Source organism: Rhodococcus olei, from assembly GCF_039540555.1.
In the GTDB taxonomy this organism is placed as follows: Bacteria; Actinomycetota; Actinomycetes; order Mycobacteriales; family Mycobacteriaceae; genus Rhodococcus_G; species Rhodococcus_G olei.
The window spans coordinates 1-26,385 of the sequence record NZ_BAABFB010000022.1 but is presented as its reverse complement, the minus strand read 5'-3'; the positions used below and the strand labels follow the sequence as shown (position 1 = coordinate 26,385).

General features: G+C 71.3%; 22 protein-coding genes, 1 tRNA gene and 2 pseudogenes. 14 read left to right on the top strand and 11 right to left on the bottom strand.

Going from position 1 to position 26,385, the window contains the following annotated elements; all coding sequences use genetic code 11:
- The first annotated feature begins 70 nt into the window (after window positions 1–70).
- Window positions 71–586 (top strand): MarR family winged helix-turn-helix transcriptional regulator, encoded by a 516-nt coding sequence (locus ABD951_RS04650; protein ID WP_345342574.1) that lies wholly within the window; start codon window positions 71–73, stop codon window positions 584–586.
- 19 nt (window positions 587–605) lie between these two features.
- Here the strand turns inward: ABD951_RS04650 and ABD951_RS04645 are convergent, their stop codons facing one another.
- From ABD951_RS04645 to ABD951_RS04630, 4 genes are all read right to left on the bottom strand, one after another.
- Window positions 606–1,364 (bottom strand): SDR family NAD(P)-dependent oxidoreductase, encoded by a 759-nt coding sequence (locus ABD951_RS04645; RefSeq protein WP_345342573.1) that lies wholly within the window; start codon window positions 1,362–1,364, stop codon window positions 606–608.
- A gap of 279 nt (window positions 1,365–1,643) precedes the next feature.
- The gene (locus ABD951_RS04640) at window positions 1,644–1,880 is read right to left on the bottom strand and encodes a hypothetical protein (protein WP_345342572.1); all 237 of its coding nucleotides are present in this window, start codon (window positions 1,878–1,880) and stop codon (window positions 1,644–1,646) included.
- Complete coding sequence (locus ABD951_RS04635) at window positions 1,874–3,061, bottom strand: fatty acid desaturase family protein (RefSeq protein WP_345342571.1); 1,188 nt, start codon at window positions 3,059–3,061, stop codon at window positions 1,874–1,876. Before ABD951_RS04635 ends, ABD951_RS04640 begins: the two co-directional genes overlap by 7 nt.
- A gap of 24 nt (window positions 3,062–3,085) precedes the next feature.
- A complete protein-coding gene (locus ABD951_RS04630) occupies window positions 3,086–4,117 on the bottom strand; it encodes a ferredoxin reductase (RefSeq protein WP_345342604.1) in 1,032 nt (343 codons plus the stop codon).
- A gap of 186 nt (window positions 4,118–4,303) precedes the next feature.
- On the opposite strand from ABD951_RS04630, the gene ABD951_RS04625 reads away from it, so the two are divergent.
- Window positions 4,304–4,936 (top strand): TetR family transcriptional regulator, encoded by a 633-nt coding sequence (locus ABD951_RS04625; protein WP_345342570.1) that lies wholly within the window; start codon window positions 4,304–4,306, stop codon window positions 4,934–4,936.
- An 89-nt stretch (window positions 4,937–5,025) separates the two neighbouring features.
- Here the strand turns inward: ABD951_RS04625 and ABD951_RS04620 are convergent.
- From ABD951_RS04620 to ABD951_RS04605, 4 genes and pseudogenes are all read right to left on the bottom strand, one after another.
- A pseudogene (locus ABD951_RS04620) lies at window positions 5,026–5,586 on the bottom strand (HNH endonuclease family protein); the annotation flags it as partial.
- Between the two features lie 259 nt (window positions 5,587–5,845).
- A complete protein-coding gene (locus ABD951_RS04615) occupies window positions 5,846–6,136 on the bottom strand; it encodes a hypothetical protein (RefSeq protein ID WP_345342569.1) in 291 nt (96 codons plus the stop codon).
- Window positions 6,137–6,267: 131 nt separating this feature from the next.
- On the bottom strand, window positions 6,268–7,296 hold the full coding sequence (locus ABD951_RS04610; protein ID WP_345342568.1) for an endonuclease/exonuclease/phosphatase family protein: 1,029 nt from the start codon (window positions 7,294–7,296) through the stop codon (window positions 6,268–6,270).
- Window positions 7,293–8,525 carry a PucR family transcriptional regulator gene (locus ABD951_RS04605; protein ID WP_345342567.1) on the bottom strand — a complete coding sequence of 411 codons (1,233 nt, stop codon included), beginning with the start codon at window positions 8,523–8,525 and terminating at the stop codon, window positions 7,293–7,295. Before ABD951_RS04605 ends, ABD951_RS04610 begins: the two co-directional genes overlap by 4 nt.
- A gap of 205 nt (window positions 8,526–8,730) precedes the next feature.
- Between ABD951_RS04605 and ABD951_RS04600 the strand changes: the two genes are divergently transcribed.
- A complete protein-coding gene (locus ABD951_RS04600; protein WP_345342566.1) occupies window positions 8,731–9,576 on the top strand; it encodes an alpha/beta fold hydrolase in 846 nt (281 codons plus the stop codon).
- A 43-nt stretch (window positions 9,577–9,619) separates the two neighbouring features.
- On the opposite strand, the gene ABD951_RS04595 is transcribed toward ABD951_RS04600, so the two are convergent.
- A complete protein-coding gene (locus ABD951_RS04595) occupies window positions 9,620–10,939 on the bottom strand; it encodes an MFS transporter (protein ID WP_345342565.1) in 1,320 nt (439 codons plus the stop codon).
- Window positions 10,940–11,014: 75 nt separating this feature from the next.
- Window positions 11,015–12,067, bottom strand: coding sequence for an Lrp/AsnC family transcriptional regulator (locus ABD951_RS04590; protein ID WP_345342564.1), 1,053 nt, complete (start codon window positions 12,065–12,067; stop codon window positions 11,015–11,017).
- An 83-nt stretch (window positions 12,068–12,150) separates the two neighbouring features.
- Between ABD951_RS04590 and ABD951_RS04585 the strand changes: the two genes are divergently transcribed.
- The 8 genes from ABD951_RS04585 to ABD951_RS04550 all read left to right on the top strand — a co-directional run bounded on the left by ABD951_RS04585 (window position 12,151) and on the right by ABD951_RS04550 (window position 23,269).
- On the top strand, window positions 12,151–13,368 hold the full coding sequence (locus tag ABD951_RS04585; protein ID WP_345342563.1) for a M20 family metallopeptidase: 1,218 nt from the start codon (window positions 12,151–12,153) through the stop codon (window positions 13,366–13,368).
- Window position 13,369: 1 nt separating this feature from the next.
- Window positions 13,370–14,758, top strand: a complete 1,389-nt coding sequence (locus tag ABD951_RS04580; RefSeq protein ID WP_345342562.1) for an L-serine ammonia-lyase — start codon at window positions 13,370–13,372, stop codon at window positions 14,756–14,758.
- A 34-nt stretch (window positions 14,759–14,792) separates the two neighbouring features.
- The gene (locus tag ABD951_RS04575) at window positions 14,793–16,118 is read left to right on the top strand and encodes a DUF3100 domain-containing protein (protein WP_345342561.1); all 1,326 of its coding nucleotides are present in this window, start codon (window positions 14,793–14,795) and stop codon (window positions 16,116–16,118) included.
- 190 nt (window positions 16,119–16,308) lie between these two features.
- Window positions 16,309–16,836 carry a PadR family transcriptional regulator gene (locus ABD951_RS04570; protein WP_345342560.1) on the top strand — a complete coding sequence of 176 codons (528 nt, stop codon included), beginning with the start codon at window positions 16,309–16,311 and terminating at the stop codon, window positions 16,834–16,836.
- Window positions 16,837–16,933: 97 nt separating this feature from the next.
- Window positions 16,934–18,940, top strand: a complete 2,007-nt coding sequence (locus ABD951_RS04565) for an FAD-dependent oxidoreductase (RefSeq protein ID WP_345342603.1) — start codon at window positions 16,934–16,936, stop codon at window positions 18,938–18,940.
- A gap of 41 nt (window positions 18,941–18,981) precedes the next feature.
- The gene (cmrA, locus tag ABD951_RS04560) at window positions 18,982–19,785 is read left to right on the top strand and encodes a mycolate reductase (protein WP_345342558.1); all 804 of its coding nucleotides are present in this window, start codon (window positions 18,982–18,984) and stop codon (window positions 19,783–19,785) included.
- 409 nt (window positions 19,786–20,194) lie between these two features.
- The gene (gene lysA, locus ABD951_RS04555; RefSeq protein ID WP_345342557.1) at window positions 20,195–21,538 is read left to right on the top strand and encodes a diaminopimelate decarboxylase; all 1,344 of its coding nucleotides are present in this window, start codon (window positions 20,195–20,197) and stop codon (window positions 21,536–21,538) included.
- 87 nt (window positions 21,539–21,625) lie between these two features.
- Window positions 21,626–23,269 (top strand): AMP-binding protein, encoded by a 1,644-nt coding sequence (locus ABD951_RS04550; RefSeq protein WP_345342556.1) that lies wholly within the window; start codon window positions 21,626–21,628, stop codon window positions 23,267–23,269.
- A gap of 44 nt (window positions 23,270–23,313) precedes the next feature.
- On the opposite strand, the gene ABD951_RS04545 is transcribed toward ABD951_RS04550, so the two are convergent.
- Window positions 23,314–25,104 carry a helicase HerA-like domain-containing protein gene (locus ABD951_RS04545; RefSeq protein WP_345342555.1) on the bottom strand — a complete coding sequence of 597 codons (1,791 nt, stop codon included), beginning with the start codon at window positions 25,102–25,104 and terminating at the stop codon, window positions 23,314–23,316.
- Window positions 25,105–25,190: 86 nt separating this feature from the next.
- Here ABD951_RS04545 and orn point away from each other — a divergent pair, with 86 nt between their 5' ends.
- The 3 genes and pseudogenes from orn to ABD951_RS04530 form a co-directional block, all read left to right on the top strand.
- Window positions 25,191–25,790: an oligoribonuclease gene (gene orn, locus ABD951_RS04540; RefSeq protein WP_345342554.1), complete on the top strand. Its 600-nt coding sequence runs from the start codon at window positions 25,191–25,193 to the stop codon at window positions 25,788–25,790.
- Between the two features lie 91 nt (window positions 25,791–25,881).
- Window positions 25,882–25,954 (top strand) — tRNA-His (locus ABD951_RS04535).
- 188 nt (window positions 25,955–26,142) lie between these two features.
- Window positions 26,143–26,385 (top strand): annotated as a pseudogene (locus tag ABD951_RS04530) (hydroxylase); the annotation flags it as partial.

The window sequence follows — 26,385 nt, the reverse complement described above, 5'->3', positions numbered from 1 at the left end:
TCCACGGTAGCAATACTTCACTAGTAAAATACATATGAAACACTGTGAACCCGGTCGCTACGATGAGCCCATGCCGACCAGCAGTGCGCCCGGAGAGGACTTCGTCGACCACGTCCGGCACCAGTGGGCCGCGGCCTACCCCGACGTGGACGCCGAGCCGATCGAGGTACTCGGCCGGATCACCCGGATCGGCGCGCTGGCGCTGCACCAACTCGACCGCGCCCTCGCCGGGAGTGGTGTCTCCCGCGTCGAGTTCGAGATCCTGTGCGCCCTGGCCCGCAGCGACCGACCCCTGCGAGCCTCCGAGGTCACGACCGCGACGATGACGAGCGGCGCGTCGACGACCAAGCACGCCGACCGGCTCGCCCGGGTCGGTCTCGTCGAGCGGTTGCCCTTCGAACGGGACGGGCGCGTCGTGCTGCTGCACCTGACCGACGCCGGACGCGCCGTCGTCGACCAGGAGTTCCCGGCGCGCGTCGACCGCGACCGCCGGATGCTCGAGGGGCTCACGTCCGACGAACAGGCGACCCTCGCCGCGCTGCTCCGACGGGTCGCCGCCAACCTGGAGCCCGGCGGCTGGCACTAGCCGGATCGCCGAAACGCTGTCACCGGGTGGTGTATCCACCGTCGATCGCGAGCGCGGCACCCGTGACGAACGACGCCTCGTCACTGAGGAGGAACGCGACGAACGGAGCGATCTCCGCGGGCTGCGCAATGCGGTTCACCGGATGCAGCGACTCGATGTACGCGAGCGCCTCGTCGGTGGTCGCCATCGATCCCCGCGCGAGCGGGGTGTCGACTCCACCGGTGGTGATGGCGTTGACCCGCACCCCCTGCGCCGCCACCTCGAGCGCCACCGACCGGGTCAACCCCACGACCGCGTGTTTGGCGGCGACATAGGGACCCACCTCCGGAAGCGCCACCACCCCCATGTTGGAGGCGTTGTTGACGATCGCACCCCCGGTCTCGAGCAGCACCGGGATCTGATGCTTGAGGCAGTTGAAGACGCTTGTCACGTTCTGCGCCAGTTCGGCGTTCCAGGCGTCCGCCTCGATCGACGAGATCGGCCCCGCTGCATTCACGCCGCCGGCATTGTTGAAAGCACCGTCCAGTCGGCCGAATTCACCAATCGCGGTCGTCACCAGCCCGGCGGCGTCGGCCTCGACCGTCACGTCCGCCGGGACGAAGACCGCCGCGCCGCCGGCCGCGCGCAGGCTATCGGCGGCCTGCTCGCCGACGTCCTTGCGCCGACCGCCGATGACGACCGCGGCGCCCTCCGACGTGAGCCGGCGGGCCACCGCGAGGCCGATACCGGACGAACCGCCCGTGACGATGAAGACCTTCGATTCCAGACGTGCGGACATGTGCGATCCCTTTCGTGAAGATGACGCTGATCGGCGCCTTCATCAGGGTGCGTGCCCGGGCCGGCGTGCGCTGGCGGATATCGGACGTGGGCATCGGCTGGCTCGGCCTGGGCACCGGCTCCTTCCCGCCGAGCCCGGCTTCCCCTGGGAGGGCAGCGAAGAGTGGCCGCGCGCCGACTCGCGCGGGCGGCAGCCACCCTCGTCAGCCGAAGCGTCGTCGTCCGGAATGCCCGGTGCGCCCGGTGGCCGGGCGTGCCGATCGGGAGTGCGGGACCCGCGTCAGCTCTCCGGGTCGGGCGTGTCCGTGTCGTCGTCGGCCGACGTCCGCCGCGCGTCCTCGCGGGCGCGTCGCGACGCCTCCTGCATCTCGATGCCGTCGCTGATCCAGTCACCGATCTCGCGGGTGATGTCCCGGACGGCACCGGCGATGATCATCGCGATCCGGCCGACGTGTTCGGCTCCGGACTCCGTCAGCTCCTGCACGGTGTCCTTGCGTCGTTCGAACCTGCTCACCATGCGCCATTCACCTCTGCTGCCGCGGCCGGGGATCGCTCGACGATAACACCGGCGGGCGTGCTGGGACGCACGAGGAACGGCGGCAGCGCGAGCGTGACGATCTTGCCCCACACCGAGCCGATCTGGCGGAAGAACCCCCCGGTGTTGTAGGGCAGCCCGTGCCGCGCGCACAGCGCCCGCACCTCGGGCGCGATCTCGGGGTAGCGACCCGCCGGCAGGTCCGGGAACAGGTGGTGTTCGATCTGGTGGGAGAGGTTGCCGGACATGATGTGGAACAGGCGTCCACCCTCGATGTTGGCGCTGCCGAGCATCTGCCGCACGTACCACTCCCCTCGCGTCTCCGCGGCGGTCTCCTCGCGGGTGAAGGTCTGCACACCGGACGGGAAGTGTCCGCAGAAGATGATCGAATAGGCCCACACGTTGCGCACCAGGTTCGCGGCAGCGTTGCCCAGCAGCGTCGTCACGAACAGCGGCCCGGTCAGCGCGGGGAAGACCACGTAGTCCTTGAGCACCTGCCGGCGGGCCTTGCTCCACATCCCCTGCAGCAGCGGCTTGACGTCACGCCAGGATCGCTTGCGCGCCAGGATGTTCTCCGCCTCGAGGTCGTGCAGCATCACGCCCCACTGGAACAGCAGCATCAACCCGGTCGCGTACACGGGGTTGCCGAGGCGGTACGGGCGCCACGGCTGCGCGTCGTCCATCCGCAGGATGCCGTAACCGATGTCACGGTCCATGTCGACGATGTTCGTGAAAGTGTGGTGCATGTAGTTGTGCGAGTGCCGCCACTGGTCGGCCGGGCACACCGTGTCCCACTCGAACACCCGCGAGTTCAGGCCCGGTTCCCGCATCCAGTCGTACTGACCGTGCATGACGTTGTGGCCGATCTCCATGTTGTCGAGGATCTTCGAGATCGACAGCGCCCCCACCGCGGCGAGCCAGAACGGCGGCAGGAACCCCACGTACATCAGTCCGCGGCCGGCGACCTCGAAGCCGCGTTGCGCCCTGATGATCGAGTAGATGTAGTCGCGGTCCCGTGCGCCGAGGTCGGCGACGACACGGTCGCGCAGGGCGTCGAGCTCGCGGCCGATCTCCTCGACCTGCTCGTGCCGCAGCACCACCGGCTGCGGGTCGGCAGCGGGGCGGCCGAACAGCGCCGGCAGCGACAGGGAAAGTCCGAACATGATGCGCTCCTTTCGACGTGAGCGTCAGAGGGAAAGGGTCACGTCGCCGACGGCGGCGCTGACACACAGCTGGATCGGGGTGTCGGGGTCGGAGTCGAGTTCACCGGTCCGCAGGTTCCGCGTGCAGCCCGACGCCCGGACCGTCGTGCAGCTGAAGCAGATGCCCATCCGGCACCCGTACTCCGGTGTCAGGCCGGCGGCTTCGGCCTGCTCGAGCAGGCTGACCCCGGTGTTCTCGGCGGTGACCCCGGACGCCCGGAACGTCGTGGCTCCCGCGGCTCCCGGGTCGGGGGACGCGACCACCGGTGCGAATTCCTCGACGTGCAGGCGGTCGCCCGGGGCGTGCCGGTCGTACTGCTCGCGGACCGACCGCATCAACGACGCAGGCCCGCACAGGTAGGTCTCGGCCTCCCGCCACCACGGCGCCGCGACGTCGAGGTGCTCGGCCCCGAACCGGCCCCGCAGGTCACCACCACCCGAATCCGTGTACGCGAGAACGATGTTCACGTTCGCGTTGCCCGCGGCGCACGCGCGGAGCTCGGCGAGGTACGGCACGCCCTCGGCACGGTTCGCGTAGTGCAGGAACGTCACGTCGCCGCGGTACCCCTCCGCCACCAGGGTCCGCAGCATCGACATCACCGGCGTGATGCCGCTGCCGCCGCTGATCAGCAGCACGCGCGGTGGTCGCGGCGTCGGCAGCGTGAACGTGCCCGCCGCCTGCGAGAGCGTCACGACGGTGCCGACCTCGACGCGCTCGCGCAGGTGACCCGAGACCAGGCCGTGCGCGTGCGCCTTGACGGTGAGCTCGATGTCGGTGTCGCGGTCGGCACCGGCCGGCGAGTAGCAGCGGGTGTGCCGCACCCCGTCGACGACGACACCGACCTGCACGAACTGCCCCGCCCGGAACCCTCGCCACTGCCGGGTGGGCCGCAGCGTGATCGTGACGGTGTCGGCGGTGGCACGGCGGACCGCGACGACCCTGGCACGCAGGTCGCGGACGGTGGTCATCGGGTCGACGAGTTCGAGATAGCGGTCGAGCGGATGCGGGGTGGCCATCGCCTCGAGCAGCGACAGCAGACGGGTTCGAGCGGTCACAACGAGCCCCCTGGCTGAATTTCAGTGAACACTTGTACACCAATGAGTGTGACAGAAAGTTCCAGGCAGTTGTCAAGAGAGCCGCGCCTGTGATGCCGACAACAGCCCGCACGGACCGAGTAGGGTGTACACGCATACACTCGACGGGTGACCGCACCCGAGAGCCGAGCCGAACGCAAGGAACGCACGCGCGCCGCACTCCTCGACGGGGCGCTCGACCTGCTCGCCGACCGCAGTCTCGCGAGCCTGAGCCTGCGCGAGGTCGCCCGCACGGCGGGCATCGTCCCGACCGCGTTCTACCGGCACTTCGCCTCGATGGACGAGCTCGGTGTCGCGCTCGTCGAGGACGGGATGAGGATGCTCCGGCGGATGCTGCGCGAAGCCCGCCGCGACGGGGCCGCGCGGGATGCGCGCGCGTCTCTCGAGATCCTGGTCCGGCAGGTCCGGGCGAACGAGGGGCAGTTCCGGTTCCTCAGCCGCGAGCGCTACGGCGGGGTCGCCGAGGTGCGGCGCGCCATCGCATCCGAGCTACGCCTGTTCTCGAGCGAACTGAGCACCGACCTCGGCCGGATCCCGGCACTGACGCAGTGGTCGGGCGCGGACCTGGACATGGCCGCCGACCTGATCGTCGGCGTCATGATGACGACCGTCGTCGACCTGCTCGAGACCGAACGGCGCGACGAGGCCGCGGTCGTCGACCGCGCGGAGCGGCAACTGCGGCTGATCATGGTCGGGATGGCCGGCTGGCGTCCCCGCCCCACCGAGCCCGCGAAACAGTAGACGGGCCCGGAAACAATGAACGGGGGTTCAGGGGCCGGGTTTCGGTCGAAACCGGCCGCTGAACCCCCGTTCAACGCAGGGACGGGTCAGCAGGAGGCGAGCTGGGTCCTGATCGCGTCCTTCTCCGCCTGCGTCACCCACAGGTGATAGGCCGCCTTCACCTCGACCTGCTTGCCGACGTACGTGCAGCGGTAGGACTTGTTGGGCGGCAACCACGTTGCCGCGTCACCGTCGGACTTCTGCCCGTTCGTCGGGCCGTCGACCGCGAGCAGGTTGCGCGGATCGTTCGCCAGGTCGCGGCGGGTGGCGTCGTCGAGTTGCTGCGCACCCTTCTGCCAGGCGTCGGACAGCGCGACGACATGGTCGATCTGCACTGCGGTCGACGTGCCCTGACCGCGGACGAAGTCGATGCGGGTGGCGGTGTACGGGTCGTGCAGGACCCCGGTCGCGACGACGCAGTCCCGGGTGCCGGGCCTGAACGTCTCGTCGACCAGGTCACGGGCGAGGATGTCGTTGCGGGTGTCGCAGCCGTTGTGGCCGCCGGCGACCCGGACGTCGTCCGTCCAGGCGGGGCCGAACTTGTCGCGGTCGTACCCGGTCTTCGGGGCGCGCCCCTTGACCGGAAGCGTCTCGAGCGTTGCCAGGGCCTGGGCCGTGCCGGACTCCGGTGCGGTGCCGCTGCTACCGAAGTCGGAGCTGCCGAGGGACTCGGCATCGGCGGTCTGTGCGCTGCAACCGGACAACGTCAGCGCCGCGGCGACGGCGGCGATCATCGCGAGCCTCGTGCGCGCGAGAGTGGGGGAACTCAACGGGAATCTCCTGAACTCGGGGGTGACCCGCCGAGTATCGCCCGCCCCGGGCCGGTGTCCGGGACGCCACGCGGGCCGAACCCCCTTGTGGTGACGCAGATTACCGGTGCGCAGCGGCCACCTGCAGGTCGCCGGCGGTCGATGCCGCCGGTGCGCCCGCTCGGCCGCTCTCGACGGGCACGAGGATCACCGGTCCCGACAGGACGGTGGCGCCGACAGCGGTGGCATCCGACCCGGCCGGCCGGCCGAAGTCCGGCGGCGGGGCGATGACGACCGCGGCGGGCGGACCGGGGTGCACCGCGAGTGCGACCACGCCGACACCGCCGAGCGTGAGCGCAGCGGCCGCCGCGCCCGCGACGAGAGCGATCCGGGTGGTGACAATGCCGGCCATGACGGGCCTCCGGGCTGGGTCGACGATTCCTGTCCTCCCAGATTCGCGCGGTGGCCTCGCCGCCGACACCCACCCTCGGGTGGAATCGGGCCACCCCCACCGGTCACCGCTGTCCCGGGCCGTCGCCGAACTCACGCTCCGGCGTACCCCGGCACCGCGATGCGGGCGACGACGCCGCGATGGTCGGACCCGGGCAGGTCCACGACGTCCACACCCGTGGCCGTGGCCCCGGAGACGAGGAGCCGGTCGATCGACAGGACCGGCGGCCACGTCCGGTCGGCGGGATAGGTGCGCAGGATCCCGGCACCGGCCTGCTCGGCGGCGTCGCGGACGCCGTCGCCGAGCAGCGCCCGGAACTGCGGGTGGTCCCACGTCGCGTTGAAGTCCGCGGCCATCACGACCGTCTCGGAACCGGAACGCAGCCGGTCGAGGATGTCGTGGAGCCGCGCGAGCTCGTCGGCCCAGATCGGTGTCTGCTGCGGCGGCCACGGCGGAAGCGGGTGCGCCGCGAACACCGTCACGGTCCGGTCGCCGGGGACCTCCACCCGCGCGGACAGCGCCGCCATCGCGAAGCCGGGGTGCTGCACCCGGTCCGTGAGCGGATGCCGACTCCAGATTCCGGTACCGTCGGCGCCCGTCGCCGCGGGCCGGACATAGCGGTGCGGCAGCAGGTCGTCGAGGCCCGCCGCGGTCAGCGCGTCGACGGCGGGCACGGTCAGCTCGTCGACCGTCAACAGGTCGACCCCACGCGAGCGCACCTGCGCGACAACGGCATCCGGATCACCCTTGCCGAACTCGATGTTGGCCTGCAACACGGTCAGCTCACCTCCGGACGCGTCCGGGCCACCGGCCCGGGTCCCGAGGTACAACGGCGCCTGCGTCCAGGCCGCGAGACCGGCGACGAGCGCGGCGACAGCCAGGCCAGTGCGGTACCGGGCGGCCAGGAACAGAATCAGCGCGACGACGGCGCCGCACATCAGGTACGGCGCCGCCGATGCCGCCACCACCACGAGTGGCGAGGTGAACCGGATTCCGTGCGCGGCCACACCCACGGCGGCGGCCGCGACCCCGAGCCAACCGAGAGCGAGTGCGACCCACCGTGTTCCACGCGCGATCCGGCCGCGCCGCCGCGACACGGGAGCCTCGACGGCCGTGCTCACCCGAGCGACCGGCGCGCGACGAGTGCGGCCCCGATCCGTGGCAGGTCCGCCGGATCCGCCGGGTTGAGCCCGGTCAGCTCGAACACACGACGCATCCGGTAGTCGACCGTGTTCGCGTGCACGGCCAGCGCGGCCGCCGTGTGGCGCCGGCTGAGACCACCGGCGACATACGCCTCGAGCGTCTGCATCAGCTCCGGCTTGCCTGCCAGCGGGGCGAGCAGCTTGGCGAGCTCGGCTCGGGCCGGGCTGGGGCGACTGAGCTGGTACTCGAGCAGCACGTCGGCCAGACGGTACAGCCCGGGCGGACGTTCGGACCGCTCCACCAGCGCGACGATCTCGGCCGTCTGCGCGACCGCGTCGGGCACCTCCGACGGGGTCGCGACCGCGCCGGCGACGTACAGGTCGGCACCCACCGTGTCGGCCAGCCGGCCGACGACCTCCCGGAGCTGCTCCCAGTCCGGCGGGCTCGACGGGCACGGCACCAGCGCGGTGCCGCCGCCGCTGTCGATCACCGTCAACGCCGGTTCGCCGGTGATCCGGTCGAGTTCGGCCTGGAGGCGGCGCAGTTTGCGACGGCCCGCGACGGTGGCGCTGACGCCGAACCCGCGCTCGTCGTCGTTCTCCCCGATCGCCAGGCTCAGCGCCAGGTAGTGCGGCGCCAGGCGCAGCCCGGTGCGGTGCACGACGGCGTCGAGGTCCTCCCCGGCCACCAGCGCCGACATCAGCGACCGGCGGCCCGAGTTCTCCTGGCTCTCCATGATCTGGCGTTCCTCGAGATACGCGGCACTGACGGCGATCGTCAACCGGCGCAGGAAGTCGAGGATCATCACGGTCACGACCTGCACGTCGGCCATGTCGTCCGGGCGCGCGCCCGCGAACAGCTCCTCGGAGGCCATCCCGATCCCGACGTGGTAGGCGTGCAGCACGGCGTCGAGCGGCAACCCCTCCTCGGCGCGCCGGGCCGCCGAGTTCCGCTGCTCGGCCAGTTCGGAGTCCCGCGCGGCGCGACGTTCGAACACGAGCGTGGCGAACAGTTCGATGTTGCGGTGCACGACGTCGGCGATCTCGCCGTACACCTCTTCCCGAGGCAGGGACCGGTAGATGGGGAGGTCGTCGACCAGGCGGGCGATCACCCGGGCCGTCAGGTCCGTGGCGGACGCGGACAGCCACTGGGCCACCGGCCGGCCCGCAACGCGCAGCGGTGGTGCGACACGCTCGTCACTTGTCACGATGACCCTCCACAGAACCGGACAATACGGGATGTGGCCGCCCGCCTCCCTGTCTGGTTATCACGCAGCGACACCCGTTGTCACAGGAAATACGACCGGCATGTCCGGTATCACAGTGCCCCGGCGGGTCACCCCGCTGACGTAGGGTTTCCCGGATGGGTCGCGGCGGCATCCACGACGCGACCACGAGAGACGGTGGTGGGACATGAACCCGGTCGACACCGCGGCGGTCGCCGTGGGTGAGTACACCTTCGACGTCGAGATCGCCGGGCCGCCGGACGGCACCCCGGTCGTGCTGTTGCACGGATTCCCCGAGACCTCGCACTGCTGGCACCCGGTGCTGCCTGCGCTGACCGCCGCCGGATACCGGACCATCGCGCCGAACCAGCGCGGCTACTCCCCCGGTGCCCGGCCGGTCGGTGTCGAGCACTACACCGTCGACCGTCTGGTCGACGACGTGCTCGGCCTGCTCGACACCCTCGGGATCGAATCGGCCCACCTGGTCGGTCACGACTGGGGCGCCGCGGTCGCGTGGTCGACCGCCGCCCACCATCCCGACCGGATCGACACCCTGACCGCGGTGTCGGTACCGCACCCCGCCGCGTTCGGGTGGGCGCTGCGCGAGGACGCCGACCAGCAGGCCCGGTCGCGGTACATCGGGGTGTTCCGCCAGGGCGACTCCGCCGAGCGGATCCTGCTCGCCGACGACGGGAGACGGCTGCGCGAGGTCTACGCCGGCGTCGACGCGTCCCTGGTCGACGCCCACGTCGGGCTGCTGACGCAGCCGGGCGCGCTGACCGCGGCACTGTCCTGGTACCGGGCGATGGGTCGCGGGTTCGCCTCGACCCCGGCCGTGTCGGTACCGACCACCTACGTCTGGAGCACCGGCGACGAGGCCCTCGGCCGGGCCGGCGCCGAGCGCTGCGGCGAGTTCGTGACCGGCCCGTACCGCTTCCTGGAACTCGACGGCGTCAGCCACTGGGTGCCGGAACAGGCGCCCGCCGTGCTCGCGGACGCGATCATCGACCGGGTGGAGGGCACCCGGCCATGAGCGGCTCGATCGCCCGGCGCCGGCCGTTCCCGGTGACCCGGATTCAGCCCGCCTGCTCGACCCGCCCCTCGGTCGGCGCCCGCACCGCGAGCAACGCCGCCAACCCTGCCGCGAGCACGACCAGCAGCCCGAAGATCCCGGCACGATCGCTGGCGAACAGCCACGCGAACAGCCCGAACAGCGTCGGCGACAGGAACGACACCGCCCGTCCGGTGGTCGCGTAGAGGCCGAACATCTGCCCCTCCCGGCCGGGAGGGCTCAGGCGGGCCATGAAGGTGCGGGCCGCGGACTGCGCCGGTCCGACGAACAGGCACAGCAGCAGCCCGAGGATCCAGAACGCGACCGCCCCGCTCACCGCCGTCAGCGCCACCCCGACGACGAGCATCGACCCGAGCGACGCGACGATCACCGCTTTGGGACCGACCCGGTCGTCGAACCGGCCCGCCGCCAGCGCGCCCAACGCGGCGACGACGTTCGCGGCGACCCCGAACAGCAGCACGTCCCCCGACGCGATGCCGTACACGTTGACGGCGAGGACGGCACCGAACGTGAACACCCCGGCGAGGCCGTCCCGGAACAGGGCGCTGGCCATCAGGTATCCGACCGTCCGCCGGTCCTCGGACCACAGGTCGCGCAGGTCGTTCCACAACACCCGGTAGGACCCGAGGAACCCGGGACCCTCGGCCGCGGCAACCGGCGGGAGTTCGGGTACCGCGAACAGCACCGGGACGGCGAACACCGCGAACCACACGGCCGCCAGGACCGCGACGACCCGGATGTTCAGGCCGCCGTCGGTCGCGACACCGAGCAGCCCGCGACTGCCGCCGTCGCCGGCGATGAACCCGAAATAGCACACCAACAGCAGCACGATCCCACCGAAATAGCCCATCGCCCAGCCGAACCCGGAGACCCGGCCGATGTTGGCCGGGACGGACACCTGGCGCAGCATCGCGAAGTACGGCACCTGCGCGAGTTCGAACAGCACGGACCCGACCGCGAGCAGCACCAGCCCGAGCCAGAGGTAGTGGTAGTCGTCCTGGACGAAGAACATCGCCAGCATGCAGCCGACGACGGTCGCGGTGAGCAGCGCCAGCGACCGCTTGCGACGGCCCGCGGCGTCGGCGCGCTGCCCGGTGACCGGGGCTAGCAGCGCGATCAGCAGTCCTGCGGCGCCGAGCGACCAGCCGAGCCAACTGCTCGCCGACACGGAGCCGGGCAGGTCGTCGCCGACCGCGTCGGTCAGGTAGACCGAGAAGACGAACGTGACGATGACCGCGTTGAAGGCGGCCGATCCCCAGTCCCACAGTCCCCAGGCGAAGACCTGGCTCCGCGTGGGAGCGTCACCGACCACCGCTGTGCTCACGGCGCGAGCCTAGCCTCGACGGCTCCGTTCCGACACAGGCCGACACCCACGATGCGCGACACGAGCCGCCCGCCGTCACCGGCCCGCGCGGGGCCCTGGCGGCCTGATGTCCATCGGCACGACGGCGGTGCTGAAGCCGTGCGGATCGAGCAGCCGGCCCAGCAGCTTGTACGGCCGGATCACGAGGCTGCGGTCGGTGATCGTCACCGCACTCAACCGCCGGGTGATCTGGGCCTCGAGCCGCTGGACGTCCTCGAGCCGCCGCAGCCAGGCGGCGACGAGGAGGTTGTGCGGTCCCGCGGTGGACACGACCGCCCGCACCTCGGGGATCGGCAGCAGGGCCGCGGCGACGTCGTCGAGTTCGGAGGGCGGCGTCTCGGCGAAGAACCACACCGAGATCGGCCAGCCGGTGAGCTCGCGGGCGAGTTCGCAACGCAGCCGAATCTGTCCCGCGCCGATCAGTCGTCCGAGGCGGCGCCGTGCCGTCGCGACACTGACGTCGGCCGCGGCCGCCAGTTCGGCCAGCGATGCGCGGCCGTCGGCGGCGAGTGCGGTGGCGATGGCCCAGTCCGCACCGGTCGGTGCCTGCCGTGCCGAGTCCGTGGGGGTCCGGTCGCCGAGGTCGGCGGTGAGTTGACGCACCTGGCCGCGCTCGAGCGACCGCAGCCGCCATCGGCTGGCGTCGGTGTGGAAGCGAACCACCGGGTGGCTGCGGACCCGTGTCACATGGGCGAATCCGCCGGCCCGCTCGAGCAGATAGGACGACAACGCGGGCAGGTCCGGGGCGACGACCGTGACCACCAGGTCGCGTCCGCCCGCGGTCAGGTCGATCGTGACGGCCTGCGGATCGTCCGAGAGCTGGCGCGCGACGGCGAGGTTCCGCCCCGGCTCGCATTCGATCTCGACCAGTGCCGCGCTGGTGTCCGCGGTGCCCAGCGGCTGGCAGGTCACCCAGGCCGCCCCGGCGCGGGTGAGCCGCTCCCAGCGCCGTGCCGCGGTCACCGGGTCGACCTGCAGGACCTCGCCGATCAGGGTCCACGATGCGCGCGGGTTGATCTGCATGGCGTTGATGACCGCCAGATCCAGTTCGCTCAGGTGGAACGAATCCTGCGTGCCGATGCCGATCATGATTCGATCCTGCATCGTGGCGGACGTCACGGTCGAGTGCCGCACCCTCGACGCGTCCGACGAAGCACTGCCATGGGAGCCTGATGACCACCGTCCACGAGCGCCTCGACGGCACCGCCGTCACCGTCAAGAACCGGGTCCGCGAGCAGGTGGACGCCGCCCGCGACCGGCTGCTGGCCCTGAGCCACACGATCCACGCGCACCCCGAGCCGGCGTTCGAGGAGACCCGGGCGGCGTGGTGGGTGATCGAGGTCCTCACGGCGGGCGGGTTCGTCGTCGAACCGGGCGTGGGCGGCCTGGACACCGCCTTCTCCGCCGTGTGCGGGTCCGGCGACCTCACGGTCGGGATCTGCGCCGAGTACGACGCGCTGCCGGAGATCGGTCACGCGTGCGGGCACAACGTGATCGCCGCCGCCGCGGTCGGTGCCGCGCTGGGCCTCGCGGCCGTCGCCGACGAACTCGGCATCCGCGTCAAGGTGATCGGCACACCGGCCGAGGAGCACGGCGGCGGCAAGATCCTGTTGCTCGAGCGCGGCGTCTTCGACGACGTGACGGTGGCGATGATGGTGCACCCGGCGCCGTTCGACGTCCACCCCGCGGACTCGGCCAGCCAGGCGGTGACCAGATTTGCGGTCACCTACACCGGCCGCCCCGCGCACGCCGCCGCCGCGCCCCATCTCGGTGTCAACGCCGCCGACGCCGCCGTGATCGCGCAGGTCGCGATCGGCCTTCTGCGGCAACAGGTCACCGGCGACTGCCGGATCGGGCTCTTCGTCCGCAAGGGCGGCGAGGTCACCAACATCATTCCCGACGAGACCGTCGTCGACTGCGAGGTCCGCGCGTTCGACGGGGAGGAACTCGACACCCTGTATCGCCGGGTGGTCGCCTGCTTCGAGGCCGGCGCCCACGCCAGCGGCGCCACCCTCGAGATCCACGAGACCGAGCCGACCTACGCTGCGCTGAAACAGGATTCGACGCTCGCCGAGTACTACGCCGAGAACATCACCGGTCTCGGACGCGACCTCGGCGAACGCGGCCGGCTCAGCGGCGGGTCCACCGACATGGGCAACGTCTCGCAGGTGCTGCCCAGCATCCACCCGATGATCGGCCTGCGCACCGAGAACACCCCCCACACCCGGGGATTCGCCGAGGACGCCGCGTCCCCGGCCGCGGACGACGCCGTCGTCGACGGCGCGCTCGCGATGGCCTTCACCGGCGTCGACGTCGCCCTCGACACCGCTGCGCGGATCCGGTTCGTCGACGCGCACCGGGAGCGGTCGCGTCGCACGCTGGGGCGCTGAGATGACCGTCGCCGGCGTACACGAGTTGTTCACCGTCGGGCTCGGGCCGTCGAGCTCGCACACCGTCGGCCCGATGGTCGCGGCCCGCGCCTTCGCCGCCCGGCTCGCCGAGTCCGGTGACCTCACGCGGATCTCGCGCGTCCAGGTCGACCTGCTCGGGTCCCTCGGCGCCACCGGACGCGGACACGGCACCGACCACGCGGTGATCCTCGGGCTCGCCGGGGAGGATCCAGCGGTGCTCGAGCCCGCCGACGGCCGCCGGATCATCGCCCGGGTCGGGGCCACCGGGGCACTGGACCTGCTCGGTGAACACCCGGTCGCGTTCGACCCGGACACCGACATCGCCCTGCACCCGAGGCTGCGCCCGGAGCGCCATCCGAACGCGCTTCGCCTGCGGGCACTCGACCCCGACGGGGGCGCGGTCGCCGAGCGGACCTACTACTCCGTCGGCGGCGGCTTCGTCGTCGACGAGCAGGACCACCCCGTTCGAGGCCGCCGCGCACCGGCGACCACGGTCCCGTACCCGTTCACCACCGGGGCGGAGCTGTTGCGGCGCACCGCCTCCACCGGCCTGCCGATCAGCACGGTGATGCGACGCAACGAACTGGCCGCCCACACCGACGATGAACTCACCGACCACCTGCGGCGGGTCTGGCAGGTGATGCGCGAGTGCGTCGCCCGAGGGCTGTCCACCCGCGGCACGCTGCCCGGCGGGCTGGGTGTGCGGCGGCGGGCGGCCGACCTGCACGCGCGGCTCACCGACGGACGGGCCGACTGGGCCGTCGCCGCGGTCGACCGCGTCTCCGCGTGGGCGATCGCGGTCAACGAGGAGAACGCCGCCGGGGGACGTGTCGTGACGGCGCCCACGAACGGCGCCGCCGGGGTTGTGCCCGCGGTGCTGCACCACTTCGTCCACCACGTCGCCGCCGACACCCCACCGGTCCGGCGTGCCGACGCGGTCGAGCGATTCCTGCTCACCGCGGGCGCGATCGGCGGGATCATCAAGGCCGGGGCGTCCATCTCGGGCGCGGAGGTCGGCTGCCAGGGCGAGGTCGGTTCGGCCTGTGCGATGGCCGCCGCCGGGCTCTGCGAGGTGCTCGGTGGGACCCCCGAACAGGTCGAGAACGCCGCCGAGATCGCACTCGAGCACCATCTCGGGCTCACCTGCGACCCCGTCGCCGGACTCGTACAGATCCCGTGCATCGAACGCAACGCCGTCGCCGCCGTCACCGCGATCCAGGCGGCTCAACTGTCACTGAACGGCGATGGGACACACCGGGTCTGCCTGGACACCGCGATCCGCACCATGCGCGAGACCGGCGCCGACATGAGCACGAAGTACAAGGAGACCGCCGAGGGCGGTCTCGCCCTCAACGTCGTGGCCTGCTGACCGCAGCACCACCATGCACCCCGAGGAACCCGTCATGCGAACCACCACCTCCCCCGCGGCCACCGTCACCCGGCCGGCACTGCGCCTGTCGTTGCCGCGCCGCCCGCTGTTGTTGTTCTGCGCCACCGGGATCGTCCTGGCGGCGATCGCGCAACTGATCGGGGCGCACATCCTCGCGCTCGGCGTCGGCAGCGTCACCTTCTATCCACTGATCTGGGGAATCCTGCTCGGCGGCGCCGTGAGCCTGCAACGGGTCCGGCCCGTCCCGCTGACACTGCAGAAGGCCGCGCCCCACCTCGTCGAGGCCGGCGTGTTCCTGCTGGCCGCCCGGCTGAGCCTGACGGTGGGGCCCAATCTCGGTGTGTTGCTGCACGCCGGGCCCGCGATGCTGCTCCAGGAGGTCGGGCACCTGCTCGGCACCGTGCTGTTCTCGCTGCCGGTGGCCGTGCTGCTGCGGATGGGCCGGCCGGCGGTCGGCGCGTGCTTCTCCATCGACCGGGAGAGCTCGTTCGCGATGGTCTCCGAGAAGTACGGTGCCGACTCCGACGAATACCGCGGCGTGCTGGGCATGTACGTCTTCGGGACCGTGTTCGGTGCCCTCTACGTCGGACTGCTCGCGTCGGTCCTGTCCAGCCTGCACGTGTTCAACCCGCTCGCCCTGGCCATGGGGAGCGGCGTCGGATCCGGGTCGGTGATGGCCGCCGCCTCCGCCTCCATCGCCGCGGCCCACCCCGAACTCGGCAGCCAGGTGCTCGCCGTCGCCACGGTCAGCAATCTCATCACCAGCATTCTCGGCGGATTCGTCGGGATGTTCATCGCCCTGCCGCTGGCCGACCGCTTCTACCGACTGCTCACCCGCCGCCGGTCCGCCCGGGGTGCGGCCCTTCCGGCCCCCACCGCCATCCCCGCGGAGCCGGTGGACGAGACGCCCCAGGCCGCCCCGGCACGGTGGATCACCCTGCCTGTCATGGCATTCGCGATGATGCTGTCGAACATCCTCTTCCATCGCGGCATCGACCTCACCGAGGTGCTCGGCTTCGCGGCGATGATCGCCGTCGTCGTCGTCGCGCTCGCCGTCAAGAAGCTGACCCGCCTGCCCGCGATCGTCGGCGTCGCGGTCCTGGCCACGGCACTCACCACACCGATCTCGCCGGTGGCCGACCTCCTCACACGCCTCGTCGCGCCGATCGACTTCCTGTCGCTGACGGTGCCCGTGCTCGTCTTCGCCGGACTCGGCATCGGCAAGGACATGCCGGTGCTCAGGCGAGTCGGCTGGCGCATCGTCCCGGTCGGGCTGGTGTCCTTCGCCGCGACCTTCGTCGCCGCTGCCGCCATCGCGCAGTTCGCGCTCCACATGTAGCGCCGCACCCCCACCGGAACCGACACGACCACGCGGTCCCGGATCGAACCGGCCCACGCCCCGGGCCGACTCGATCCGGGGCCGCTTCCCGTGATCCACCCGCGGACCGACGCCGCCGACCCGATGCGCCGCTCCGTTCAGCTATATGAACCTGGTTGCATAGTCATCCAGTTGCATACATACTGACGCGGTGGCCCTCGAACACGCACTGCTCGTCTCGCTGTCGGAACAGTCCGGCTCGGGCTACGAGCTCGCGCGCCGCTTCGACCGGTCCATCGGCTTCTTCTGGAACGCCACCCACCAGCAGATCTACCGCGTCCTCAAGCGCATGGACGGGTCCGGCTGGGTGACCGGCGAGACAGTCGGTCAAGCGGGCCGCCCCGACAAACGGGTGTACCGGGTCTCCGACGCCGGACGCGCCGAGTTGGCCCGGTGGATCGCCGAGCCCACCGACGCCGGGCACCTGCGCAACGAGCTGGCGGTGAAGATCCGGGCCGCCGCGTACGGTGACCTCGACGACGTGCGCGCCGAGGTCACCCGCCACCGCGACGCCCACACGCAACGGCTCGAGGTCTACCGGATGATCGAGAAGCGCGACTTCCCCTCGCCGGACCGGCTGTCCGGGACCGCCCTGCACCAGTACCTCGTCCTCCGCGGCGGCATCCGCGTCGAGGAGGGCTTCGCCCAGTGGTGCCAAGAGGTCCTCGACGCACTGTGACCCCTTCCCGCCGTCCCCGAACCACAGCCCGGTTCACCGGCTCCGATCGACCTCCCGGAAAGGCCTGACCGAAGTGACCACCCCGTTCCCGCACCTGATGTCCCCGCTGGACCTCGGATTCACCACCCTGCGCAACCGCGTCGTCATGGGCTCGATGCACACCGGGCTCGAGGACCGCACCCGCGACATCCCGAAGCTGGCCGCGTACTTCGCCGAACGCGCCCGTGGCGGTGTCGGGCTGATCGTCACCGGCGGCTACGCGCCGAACCGCACCGGCTGGCTGTTGCCGCTCGGCGCCGACCTGATCACCCGCAAGCAGGCGGCGCGGCACCGCGAGATCACCGACGCCGTGCACGCCGAGGGCGGCAAGATCGCACTGCAGATCCTGCACGCCGGCCGTTACTCCTACCAGCCGCTGAGCGTGTCCGCCTCGTCGATCAAGGCTCCGATCAACCCGTTCCGGCCGCGGGCACTGACCCGGCGCGGCATCGAGTCGACGATCGACGACTACGTCCGGTGCGCGCGCCTGGCCCAGGAGGCCGGCTACGACGGCGTCGAGATCATGGGCGGCGAGGGCTACTTCATCAACCAGTTCCTCGCCGAGCGCACGAACCGGCGCACCGACGAGTGGGGCGGCTCGGCCGAGAACCGCCGCCGTCTCGCGGTGGAGATCGTCCGACGCACCCGCGCCGCGGTCGGCGAGAGGTTCGTCATCCTGTTCCGCCTGTCGATGGCCGACCTGGTCGAGAAGGGCCAGACGTGGGGCGAGATCGTCATCCTCGCACAGGAACTCGAGTCCGCAGGCACCACGATCCTGAACACCGACATCGGCTGGCACGAGGCCCGCGTCCCGACCATCGTGACCTCCGTGCCGCGCGCCGCGTTCGTGGAGTTCACCGAGCGGCTCGCCCGGGAGGTGAGCATCCCGGTGTGTGCGTCCAACCGGATCAACATGCCCGAGACCGCCGAGGAGATCCTCGCTCGCGGTGACGCACAACTGGTTTCGGCGGCGCGGCCGTTGCTCGCCGACCCGGAGTGGGTGACCAAGGCCGCCGCCGACCGCCGCGACGAGATCAACACCTGCATCGCCTGCAACCAGGCCTGCCTGGACCACGCGTTCGCGAACAAGCAGGTTTCCTGCCTGCTGAACCCGCGCGCCGGCCGCGAGACCGAGCTGGTGCTCTCCCCGACCCGCCGCCGCAAGTCGATCGCCGTCGTCGGCGCCGGCCCGGCCGGGTTGTCCGCGGCGCTGAACCTCGCGCAGCGCGGCCACGAGGTGAACCTCTTCGAGGCGGGCGACGAGATCGGCGGCCAGTTCGCGATCGCCCGCCGGATCCCCGGCAAGGAGGAGTTCGCCGAGACCGTGCGCTACTACACGCGCAGCCTCGAGGTCGCCGGCGTCAAGGTGCACCTGAACACCCGGGTGGACGCCGCGACACTCGTCGACGGCGGCTACGACGAGGTCGTGCTCGCGACCGGCGTCACCCCGCGCATCCCCGCGATCGACGGCATCGACCACCCGAGCGTGCTCTCGTACGCGGACCTCGTCCGCGACGGCCGGCCGGTCGGGTCGACGGTCGCGGTGATCGGCGCAGGCGGCATCGGCGTCGACGTCTCCGAGTACCTCACCCACGCACACTCCCCCGCCCTCGACCTGGCCGAGTGGAACCGGGAGTGGGGTGTGACCCACGACGAGTCCGCCCCCGGCGCGCTGACCGCGCCGGTGGTCTCGCCGTCGCCGCGTCAGGTGTACCTGCTGCAGCGCAAGACCACCCCGATCGGCGCCGGGCTCGGCAAGACCTCCGGGTGGGTGCACCGCGCGTCGTTGAAGAAGAAGGGCGTGCAGCAGATCTCGGGCGTCAACTACGAGCGGATCGACGACGACGGCCTGCACATCAGCTTCGGTGAGAAGCGGGAACGGCCGCGGACCATCGCCGTCGACAACGTCGTGATCTGCGCCGGGCAGGAGTCGGTGCGCGACCTCGAAGCCGACCTGACCGCCGCCGGCGTGCCCGTGCACGTGATCGGCGGTGCCGACGTCGCCGCCGAACTGGACGCCAAGCGGGCGATCGAGCAGGGCACCCGCCTCGCCGCGGCGCTGTAGTGGGAGCACGGCCCTCCGGGCGACCGGCTAGCCTGACCACCGTGAGCCTGCCTACCCCCACCCCCGACGCCCGCGCGGTCGTGACCGGCGCCTCCTCCGGAATCGGCGAGGCGCTGGCCACCGAACTGGCTGCCCGCGGCCACTCGCTGATCCTCGTCGCCCGTCGCGAGGACCTCCTCGACGCGCTCGCCGCGAAACTGTCGGCGGCGCACGGCGTCACCGTCGAGGTCCGTGCGGTCGACCTGTCCGACCGGGACCGGCGGGCACCGCTGGTCGAGGAGCTGTCCGGCCGCGAGATCTCGATCCTGTGCAACAACGCCGGGATCGCGACGTTCGGCCCGGTCGCGGAACTGGACCCCGCCTACGAGCGGGCCCAGGTCGAGCTCAACGCCATCGCGGTGCACGACCTCACCCTCGCGGTGCTGCCCGGGATGCTGGCCCGCCGCTCGGGCGGGATCCTGATGGTCGGGTCCGTGGCCGGCAACATGCCGATCCCGAACAACGCCACCTACGCGGCGACGAAGGCGTTCGTCAACACCTTCTCCGAGTCGCTGCGCGGCGAGGTCAAGGACGCGGGTGTGCACGTCACGCTGCTCGCCCCCGGCCCGGTCCGGACCGACACCCCCGCCGCGGAGGACGCGTCGATCGTCGACCGCCTGGTCCCCGACTTCCTGTGGACCTCCAGCGAGTACACCGCGAAGCTGTCCCTGGACGCGCTCGCGAAGAACAAGATGCGCGTCGTCCCCGGCGTCCTGAGCAAGGGCATGTCGGTGGCCGGGCAGTACAGTCCGCGCGCCGTCGTCGCGCCGATCGTCGGCACGTTCTACAAGAAGCTGGGGGGCTGACGCTCCGGGAGTCGCGTGCCGAGAGCGCGTGGAAACCCAGCGTCGTCACCGGACGGCTCGGCTAGGTTCACGGCTACGCCGGACAATCGGCGATGAGGAGAGTCGGAGGACACCGTGGAATTTGTTGGCTCTGTCGCCGGAATCGCACAGATGGTCATCGGCACCATCCTCGCCAACACCGGATCGGGCGGTTCCGGCTCGGGCTGGTGAACGCACGACGGGATTCGGTTCGCTGCCCGCGAGCCGAATCCCGTCGCTCTCTTACCGCGCATCGTCACGGCCGCGGAGCCGACCCCGTCAGACCCGCGTCAAACCGGTCGGTGACGGCGTCAGAGGATCGTCAGGGTCTCGTTCGACGGCCCCGCGGCCGCGTACTCCGGTAGGTGCAACCCACCTTCAGGAGACCACCGTGACCCTGCTCGACATCCTGCCCTCGCTGCGCGCGGCGATGACCCCGCGGCTCGATCCCGCCCTGTGGCCGGCCACCACCCACGTCGACGAGCGCGGCCGCATCACCGTCGGCGGGGTCGCCCTCGCCGACGTCGCCGACCACTTCGGCACCCCGGCGTACGTCCTCGACGAATCCGACGTGCGGCACCGGTGCCGCACCTACCGCGACACCTTCCCCGAGGCCGAGATCGCCTACGCGGCCAAGGCGCTGCTCACCCGGGCCGTCGCCCGATGGGTCACCGAGGAAGGCCTCTCGCTGGACGTCTGCTCGGCAGGCGAACTCGAGACCGCGTTGTCGGCGGGAGCCGACCCGCGCCGAATCATCCTGCACGGCAACGCCAAGACCAGTGCCGACCTGTCCGCCGCCCGCGCCGCCGGGGTCGGTCGGATCGTCGTCGACTCGCACACCGAGATCACCCTGCTCGCGGCGTCCGGTCGCGGCCGCCAGAACGTGCTGGTGCGGGTGACCCCGGACGTCGGCGTGCGCACCCATCGCGCGCTCACCACCGGTGTCCACGACCAGAAGTTCGGGTTTCCGATCTCCGGCGGGCACGCCGAGGACGCGCTCCGGCGGGTACTCGGGCAGCCGCGACTGAACCTGATCGGCCTGCATTGTCACCTGGGCTCCCAGATCACCGATCCCGCACCGTTCGCGACCGCGATCGACCGGCTCGTCGGCACGATGGCACAGGTCAGGCACGACCACGGCACCATCCTCACTCAGCTGAACATCGGCGGTGGACACGGGATCTCGTACACGACCGGCGACCCCGCGCTGGATCCGTCCACGCTGGCCGCCACCGTCGAGGACGCCCTCGACGACGCCTGCGCCCGCCATCGCTTCCCCCGTCCGCGGGTCACGCTCGAACCGGGCCGCGCAATCGTCGGCCGGGCCGGGGTCACGGTGTACCGGGTGCTGTCCGTCAAGCGCATCGAGGGTGCACGGACGTTCGTCTGCGTCGACGGCGGCATGAGCGACAACCCGCGCGTCGCCCGGTACGGCGCCCGCTACGGCGTCGCGGTCGCGAACCGGCACTCGACGGCACCCGCCACGGTGGTCACGGTGGCCGGCCGGCACTGCGAGGCCGGCGACGAGCTGGCCGTCGACGTGTCCCTGCCTGCCGATCTGCGGCCCGGCGACGTGCTCGCGGTACCCGTCACCGGCGCCTACCATCACAGCATGGCGTCGTCGTACAACGCGGTGCCCCGGCCGCCGGTCGTCGCGGTGGCGCACGGGGTTCCGCGTGAACTGGTACGGCGGGAGACGGTCACGGACCTGCTGCGACGCGACGTGGGAGCGTGACTCCGACCCTGGCGCCTATCCTTACCGGCAAGTAAGTTGTCGGGTGTCGCGGTCGACGCGACACCCGACCGCCAGGAGGACACCCGCATGCCGCGCCTTTCCGACGCCACCGACCTGATCAAGGGCCTGCTTCCGATCACGAGGGCCGGCATCGTCGGGCCGATCGGGCCGACAGCGCTCGCAGGCGTCGCCTCCGCCTGGTACCAGTGGGACTTCACCGCCGGCGGCCTGCTCGCCGTCGCCGCCCGCCGCGCCGGGGACCGCGTCGCCGTCGTCGACGACCGCGGCCCGGTCACCTATCGTCAACTCGACGCCGATGCCCAGGCGTTGGCGCTCGCCCTCCACGACCGGGGCCTGCGGGAGCGCGGCCGGATCGGGGTGCTCGCCCGCAACCACCGCGGATTCCTGATCGCGATGGGCGCGTCGGCCCGGCTCGGCACCGACCTGGTGTTCCTGAACACCGGCGCGTCCGCCGCCCAGTTCTCCGACATCGTCACCGAACAGCAGCTCGACTGGCTGCTCGTCGACCCCGAGTTCACCGCGCTGATCCCGGATTCGACGCTGCGGGTCGCGGTGTTCGAGGACCCGGAGACCCCCGCCGGCGGCGGCTCCGGCGCCGAGGGGTGGGCCCGCTTCGACGGACTGCTCGAGGACGGCCACGGGACGAGCACCGCGTCCCTTCCCCGACGCCCCCGACGCGGCCGGCTCGTCGTGCTGACCTCCGGCACCACCGGCACCCCGAAGGGCGCCTCCCGGCCCGAGCCGCGCAGCTGGATGCCGGCGTCCGCGGTCCTGTCGCGGCTGCCGCTGCGCAGCCAGGGGACCACCGTTGTCGCGTCGCCGATCTTCCACACCTGGGGTCTGGCCGGCACCCAGATCGCGCTCGCCCTGCGCTCGACGATGATCCTCACCCGCCGCTTCGATCCGGCCGTGGCCGTGGAATCCGTTGCGCGGCACCGGGCCGATGCGCTGTGGGTGGTCCCGACGATGCTGCAGCGCATCACCGACCTCCCGAAGGACCGGCGCGACGTGGACCTGTCCTCCCTGCGGGTGATCGCCGCCAGCGGTTCCGCGATCCCGACCGGCGTCGTGCAGAAGACCTTCGACGTGTTCGGCGACGCGCTCTACAACTTCTATGGCTCCACCGAGGTCAGCTGGGCGTCGATCGCGCAGCCCGACGAACTTCGCCGGCATCCGACGACCGCGGGCCGGCCGCCGCTCGGCACCGTCGTGAAGATCCTCGACGAGGGCGGTCGGGAGGTGCCGGCCGGCACCGTCGGCCGGGTGTTCGTCGGCAACGGCATGCTCTTCGAGGGCTACACCCGCGCCGGTTCCGAGAAGGAGATCGTCGACGGAATGATGGCGACCGGCGACGTCGGCCATTTCGACGACGAGGGACTGCTGTTCCTCGACGGCCGCAGCGACGACATGATCGTCTCCGGCGGCGAGAACGTCTACCCGCGCGAGGTCGAGAACCTGCTCTCCGAACTGCCCGGGGTCCTCGAGGTCGCGGTGATCGGTGTCGACGACCCCGAGTTCGTCGCCCGCCTCGCCGCGTTCGTCGTCCGCACCGACGACGCCGCCGGTGCGGGTCTGACCGTGGACGGCATCCGGGACCACGTCCGCGGGCACCTCGCGCGGTTCTGCGTGCCCCGCGACGTGACCTTCCTCGACGAGCTCCCCCGCAACGCCACCGGAAAGGTCGTGCCCGGGCTGCTGCGCCGCCGGTGAGTGGCTGTCATCCCGGGCGGGGTGACAGCCACTCACCGGGCGGGTCAGCGTCGGCGGCGGCCCGTGCCGAAGATGGATCGGGAGATCTCCCGGCCCGCGACGGTGGCGGCCGACCGCAGGAAGCTCTTCACCGCCGTGTTCTGCAGGATCTTCTCCACCGCGCTCGGCTCGTCCGGTGCGGGCGGCGGCAGGTCGGGCAGGTCCGGTAGTGCCGGCGGCAGGTCCGGAGCCGGCTGCGACGGCGGCGCCAACCGCGCGGTGAGCAACTCGTACGCGGACTCGCGGTCGAGGGTCTGCCCGTACTTGCCGTGCAGCGGACTCGCCGCGGCGGCCGCGCGGATCGCCTCCTCGCCGATCGTGTCCATCAGCGACCGCGGCGGTGGAATCTTCGCCCACGCCACCGGGGTCGGCGCCCCCTTCTCCGACAGCACCGTCACGATCGCCTCGCCGGTGCCGAGCGACGTCAGCGCCTTCTCGAGGTCGTAGTGCGCGGTCTTCGGGTAGGTGCGAACGGTCTTGTTCAGCGCCTTCTGATCGTCCGGCGTGAACGCGCGCAGCGCGTGCTGGATCCGGGCACCGAGCTGCGAGAGCACCGCGTTCGGCACGTCGGTCGGCAGCTGCGTGCAGAAGAACACGCCGACGCCCTTGGACCGGATCAGTTTGACCGTCTGCTCGACCTGCTGCAGGAACGCCTTCGACGCATCGGTGAACAGCAGGTGCGCCTCGTCGAAGACGAACACCAGCTTGGGCTTGTCGACGTCCCCGACCTCGGGCAGCGTCTGGAACAGGTCGGCCAGCACCCACATCAGGAACGTCGAGAACATCACCGGCCGCGCCGCCTGCGCCCCGAGTTCGAACAGCGTGACCACGCCGCGCCCGTCCGGCGCGACCCGCAGCAGATCGGCGGTGTCGAACTCCGGCTCCCCGAAGAATGTGTCACCGCCGTCGGCCTCGAGATTGACCAGGGCCCGCAGGATCACGCCCGCGGTCGCCGACGACACCCCGCCGATGCCCTTGAGGTCGGCCTTGCCCTCGTCGGACGTCAGGTGCGCGATGACCGATCGCAGGTCCTTCAGGTCGAGCAGCGCGAGTCCCTGCGTGTCGGCCCAGTGGAAGATCAGCCCGAGCGTCGACTCCTGGGTCTCGTTGAGCCCCAGCACCTTGCTGAGCAGGATCGGACCGAAGCTGGTGATCGTGGCCCGGATCGGGACACCGATGCCCTCGGTGCCGAGGGAGACGAACTCGGTCGGGAACGCGGTCGGCGCCCAGTCCGCGACCCCCGTCTCGACGGCCCGTGCGGCCATCTTCTCGCTCGCCTGCCCGGGCGCCGACAGGCCGGAGACGTCGCCCTTGACGTCGGCCATGACCACCGGCACCCCGGCCGCGGACAGCTGCTCGCAGATGCCCTGCAACGTCTTCGTCTTGCCGGTACCGGTCGCTCCGGCGACCAGGCCGTGGCGATTCAGGGTGGCCAACGGAATACGCACGCGTGCAGACGGATCCACGACATCGTCGACGATGACCGTGCCCAGTTCGAGGGCGCCACCGGCGAACGCGTAGCCGGCGGCGATCTCCTGCGCGGCGGCGGAGGCGGGCCGACCGGGCGTCTCGGAGGCGGGCCGACCGGGCGTCTCGGCGACCGGGGCCTGTGCGTTCTCTGCGTCCGCAGCGGCCCGCGCGGCCGCCTCCGCCGCGACCGCTGCCTCCGCCGCGGCCGCTGCCTCCGCCGCGACCCGGGCCGCCTCCTCGGCCGCCGCCTTCGCGGCCGCGGCCCGTTCCGCGAGCGCCGCAGCATTCGAACCCGGATCCCCGGATGCGGTCGGATCCACCGTCATTCAAGCCCTCCCTCGATCACGGTCGTGCACCACTTCGACTCCTCCGCGAACACTATCCGAGGCCGTGCTGACTACTGTGGATGCTCGTGCAGGACAAACTTGTGTGGATCGATTGCGAAATGACCGGGCTGCGGCTCGGCTCGGACAAGCTGATCGAGGTGGCCGCGCTCGTCACCGACAGCGAGCTGAACATCCTCGGGGACGGAGTGGACATCGTCATCCACGCCGACGACGCGGCCCTGGCGGACATGCCCGACGTCGTCAAGGAGATGCACGCGAAGTCGGGGCTCACCGAGGAGGTCCGGGCGTCGACCGTCAGCCTCGCGGAGGCCGAGCGCCTGGTCCTGGACTACATCCGCGAGCACATCCCCGCCCCCGGCACCGCACCCCTGTGCGGCAACTCCATCGCCACCGACCGCGGCTTCATCTCCCGCGACATGCCGCAGCTCGACGAGTACCTGCACTACCGGATGATCGACGTCTCCTCGATCAAGGAGCTGTGCCGGCGCTGGTACCCCCGGATCTACTTCGGGCAGCCCGAGAAGGGCCTGGCGCACCGCGCCCTGGCCGACATCAAGGAGTCGATCCGCGAACTCGAGTACTACCGGCGCACCGCGTTCGTCGCGGACCCCGGCCCGTCTACCAGCGACATCGCCGCCGTCGTCAAGGATCTGGTCGCCGAATAGGAACCGATTGGCAATCTGAGCGCCGGACACGCTAGTATCGTCCTCGCTGCTGACGAGCGGCCCCGGTGGGGCGGAGCGTCGGACAGCGATGGTGACTGTAGTTCAGTTGGTAGAGCACCAGGTTGTGATCCTGGCTGTCGCGGGTTCGAGTCCCGTCAGTCACCCCGAAGAAAGGCCCCCGACTCCGGTCGGGGGCCTTTCTCGTTTCCGCATTCGTTTCCCGGGCCGATGCCCGACCCCATCCCCGCGCGAAGCGAGCCGATCCGAACGGCGTGTTGCGCATTGCGGAAGCAACTAGAACATGTTCTAGTTTGTTGGTCAGGGTTGGAGCATCCACAGAGAGGGGTACGTGATGGGGCGGGTCCTGGATCGGATCGAACAGCACGCGGACGAGATCCGTGCGGACGGCGTCGAGGGCGACAAGCTGATGCGCCTGACCGACGCCAGCGCCAAGCGGCTGAAGGACTCCGGGGCCATCCGGATGTTGCAGCCGACGCAGTACAGCGGCCTCGAGGTGCACCCGCGCGAATTCGCGGAGACCGCGATGGCGATCGGCGCGATGGACGGCGCCACCGGCTGGGTCGCCGGCATCGTC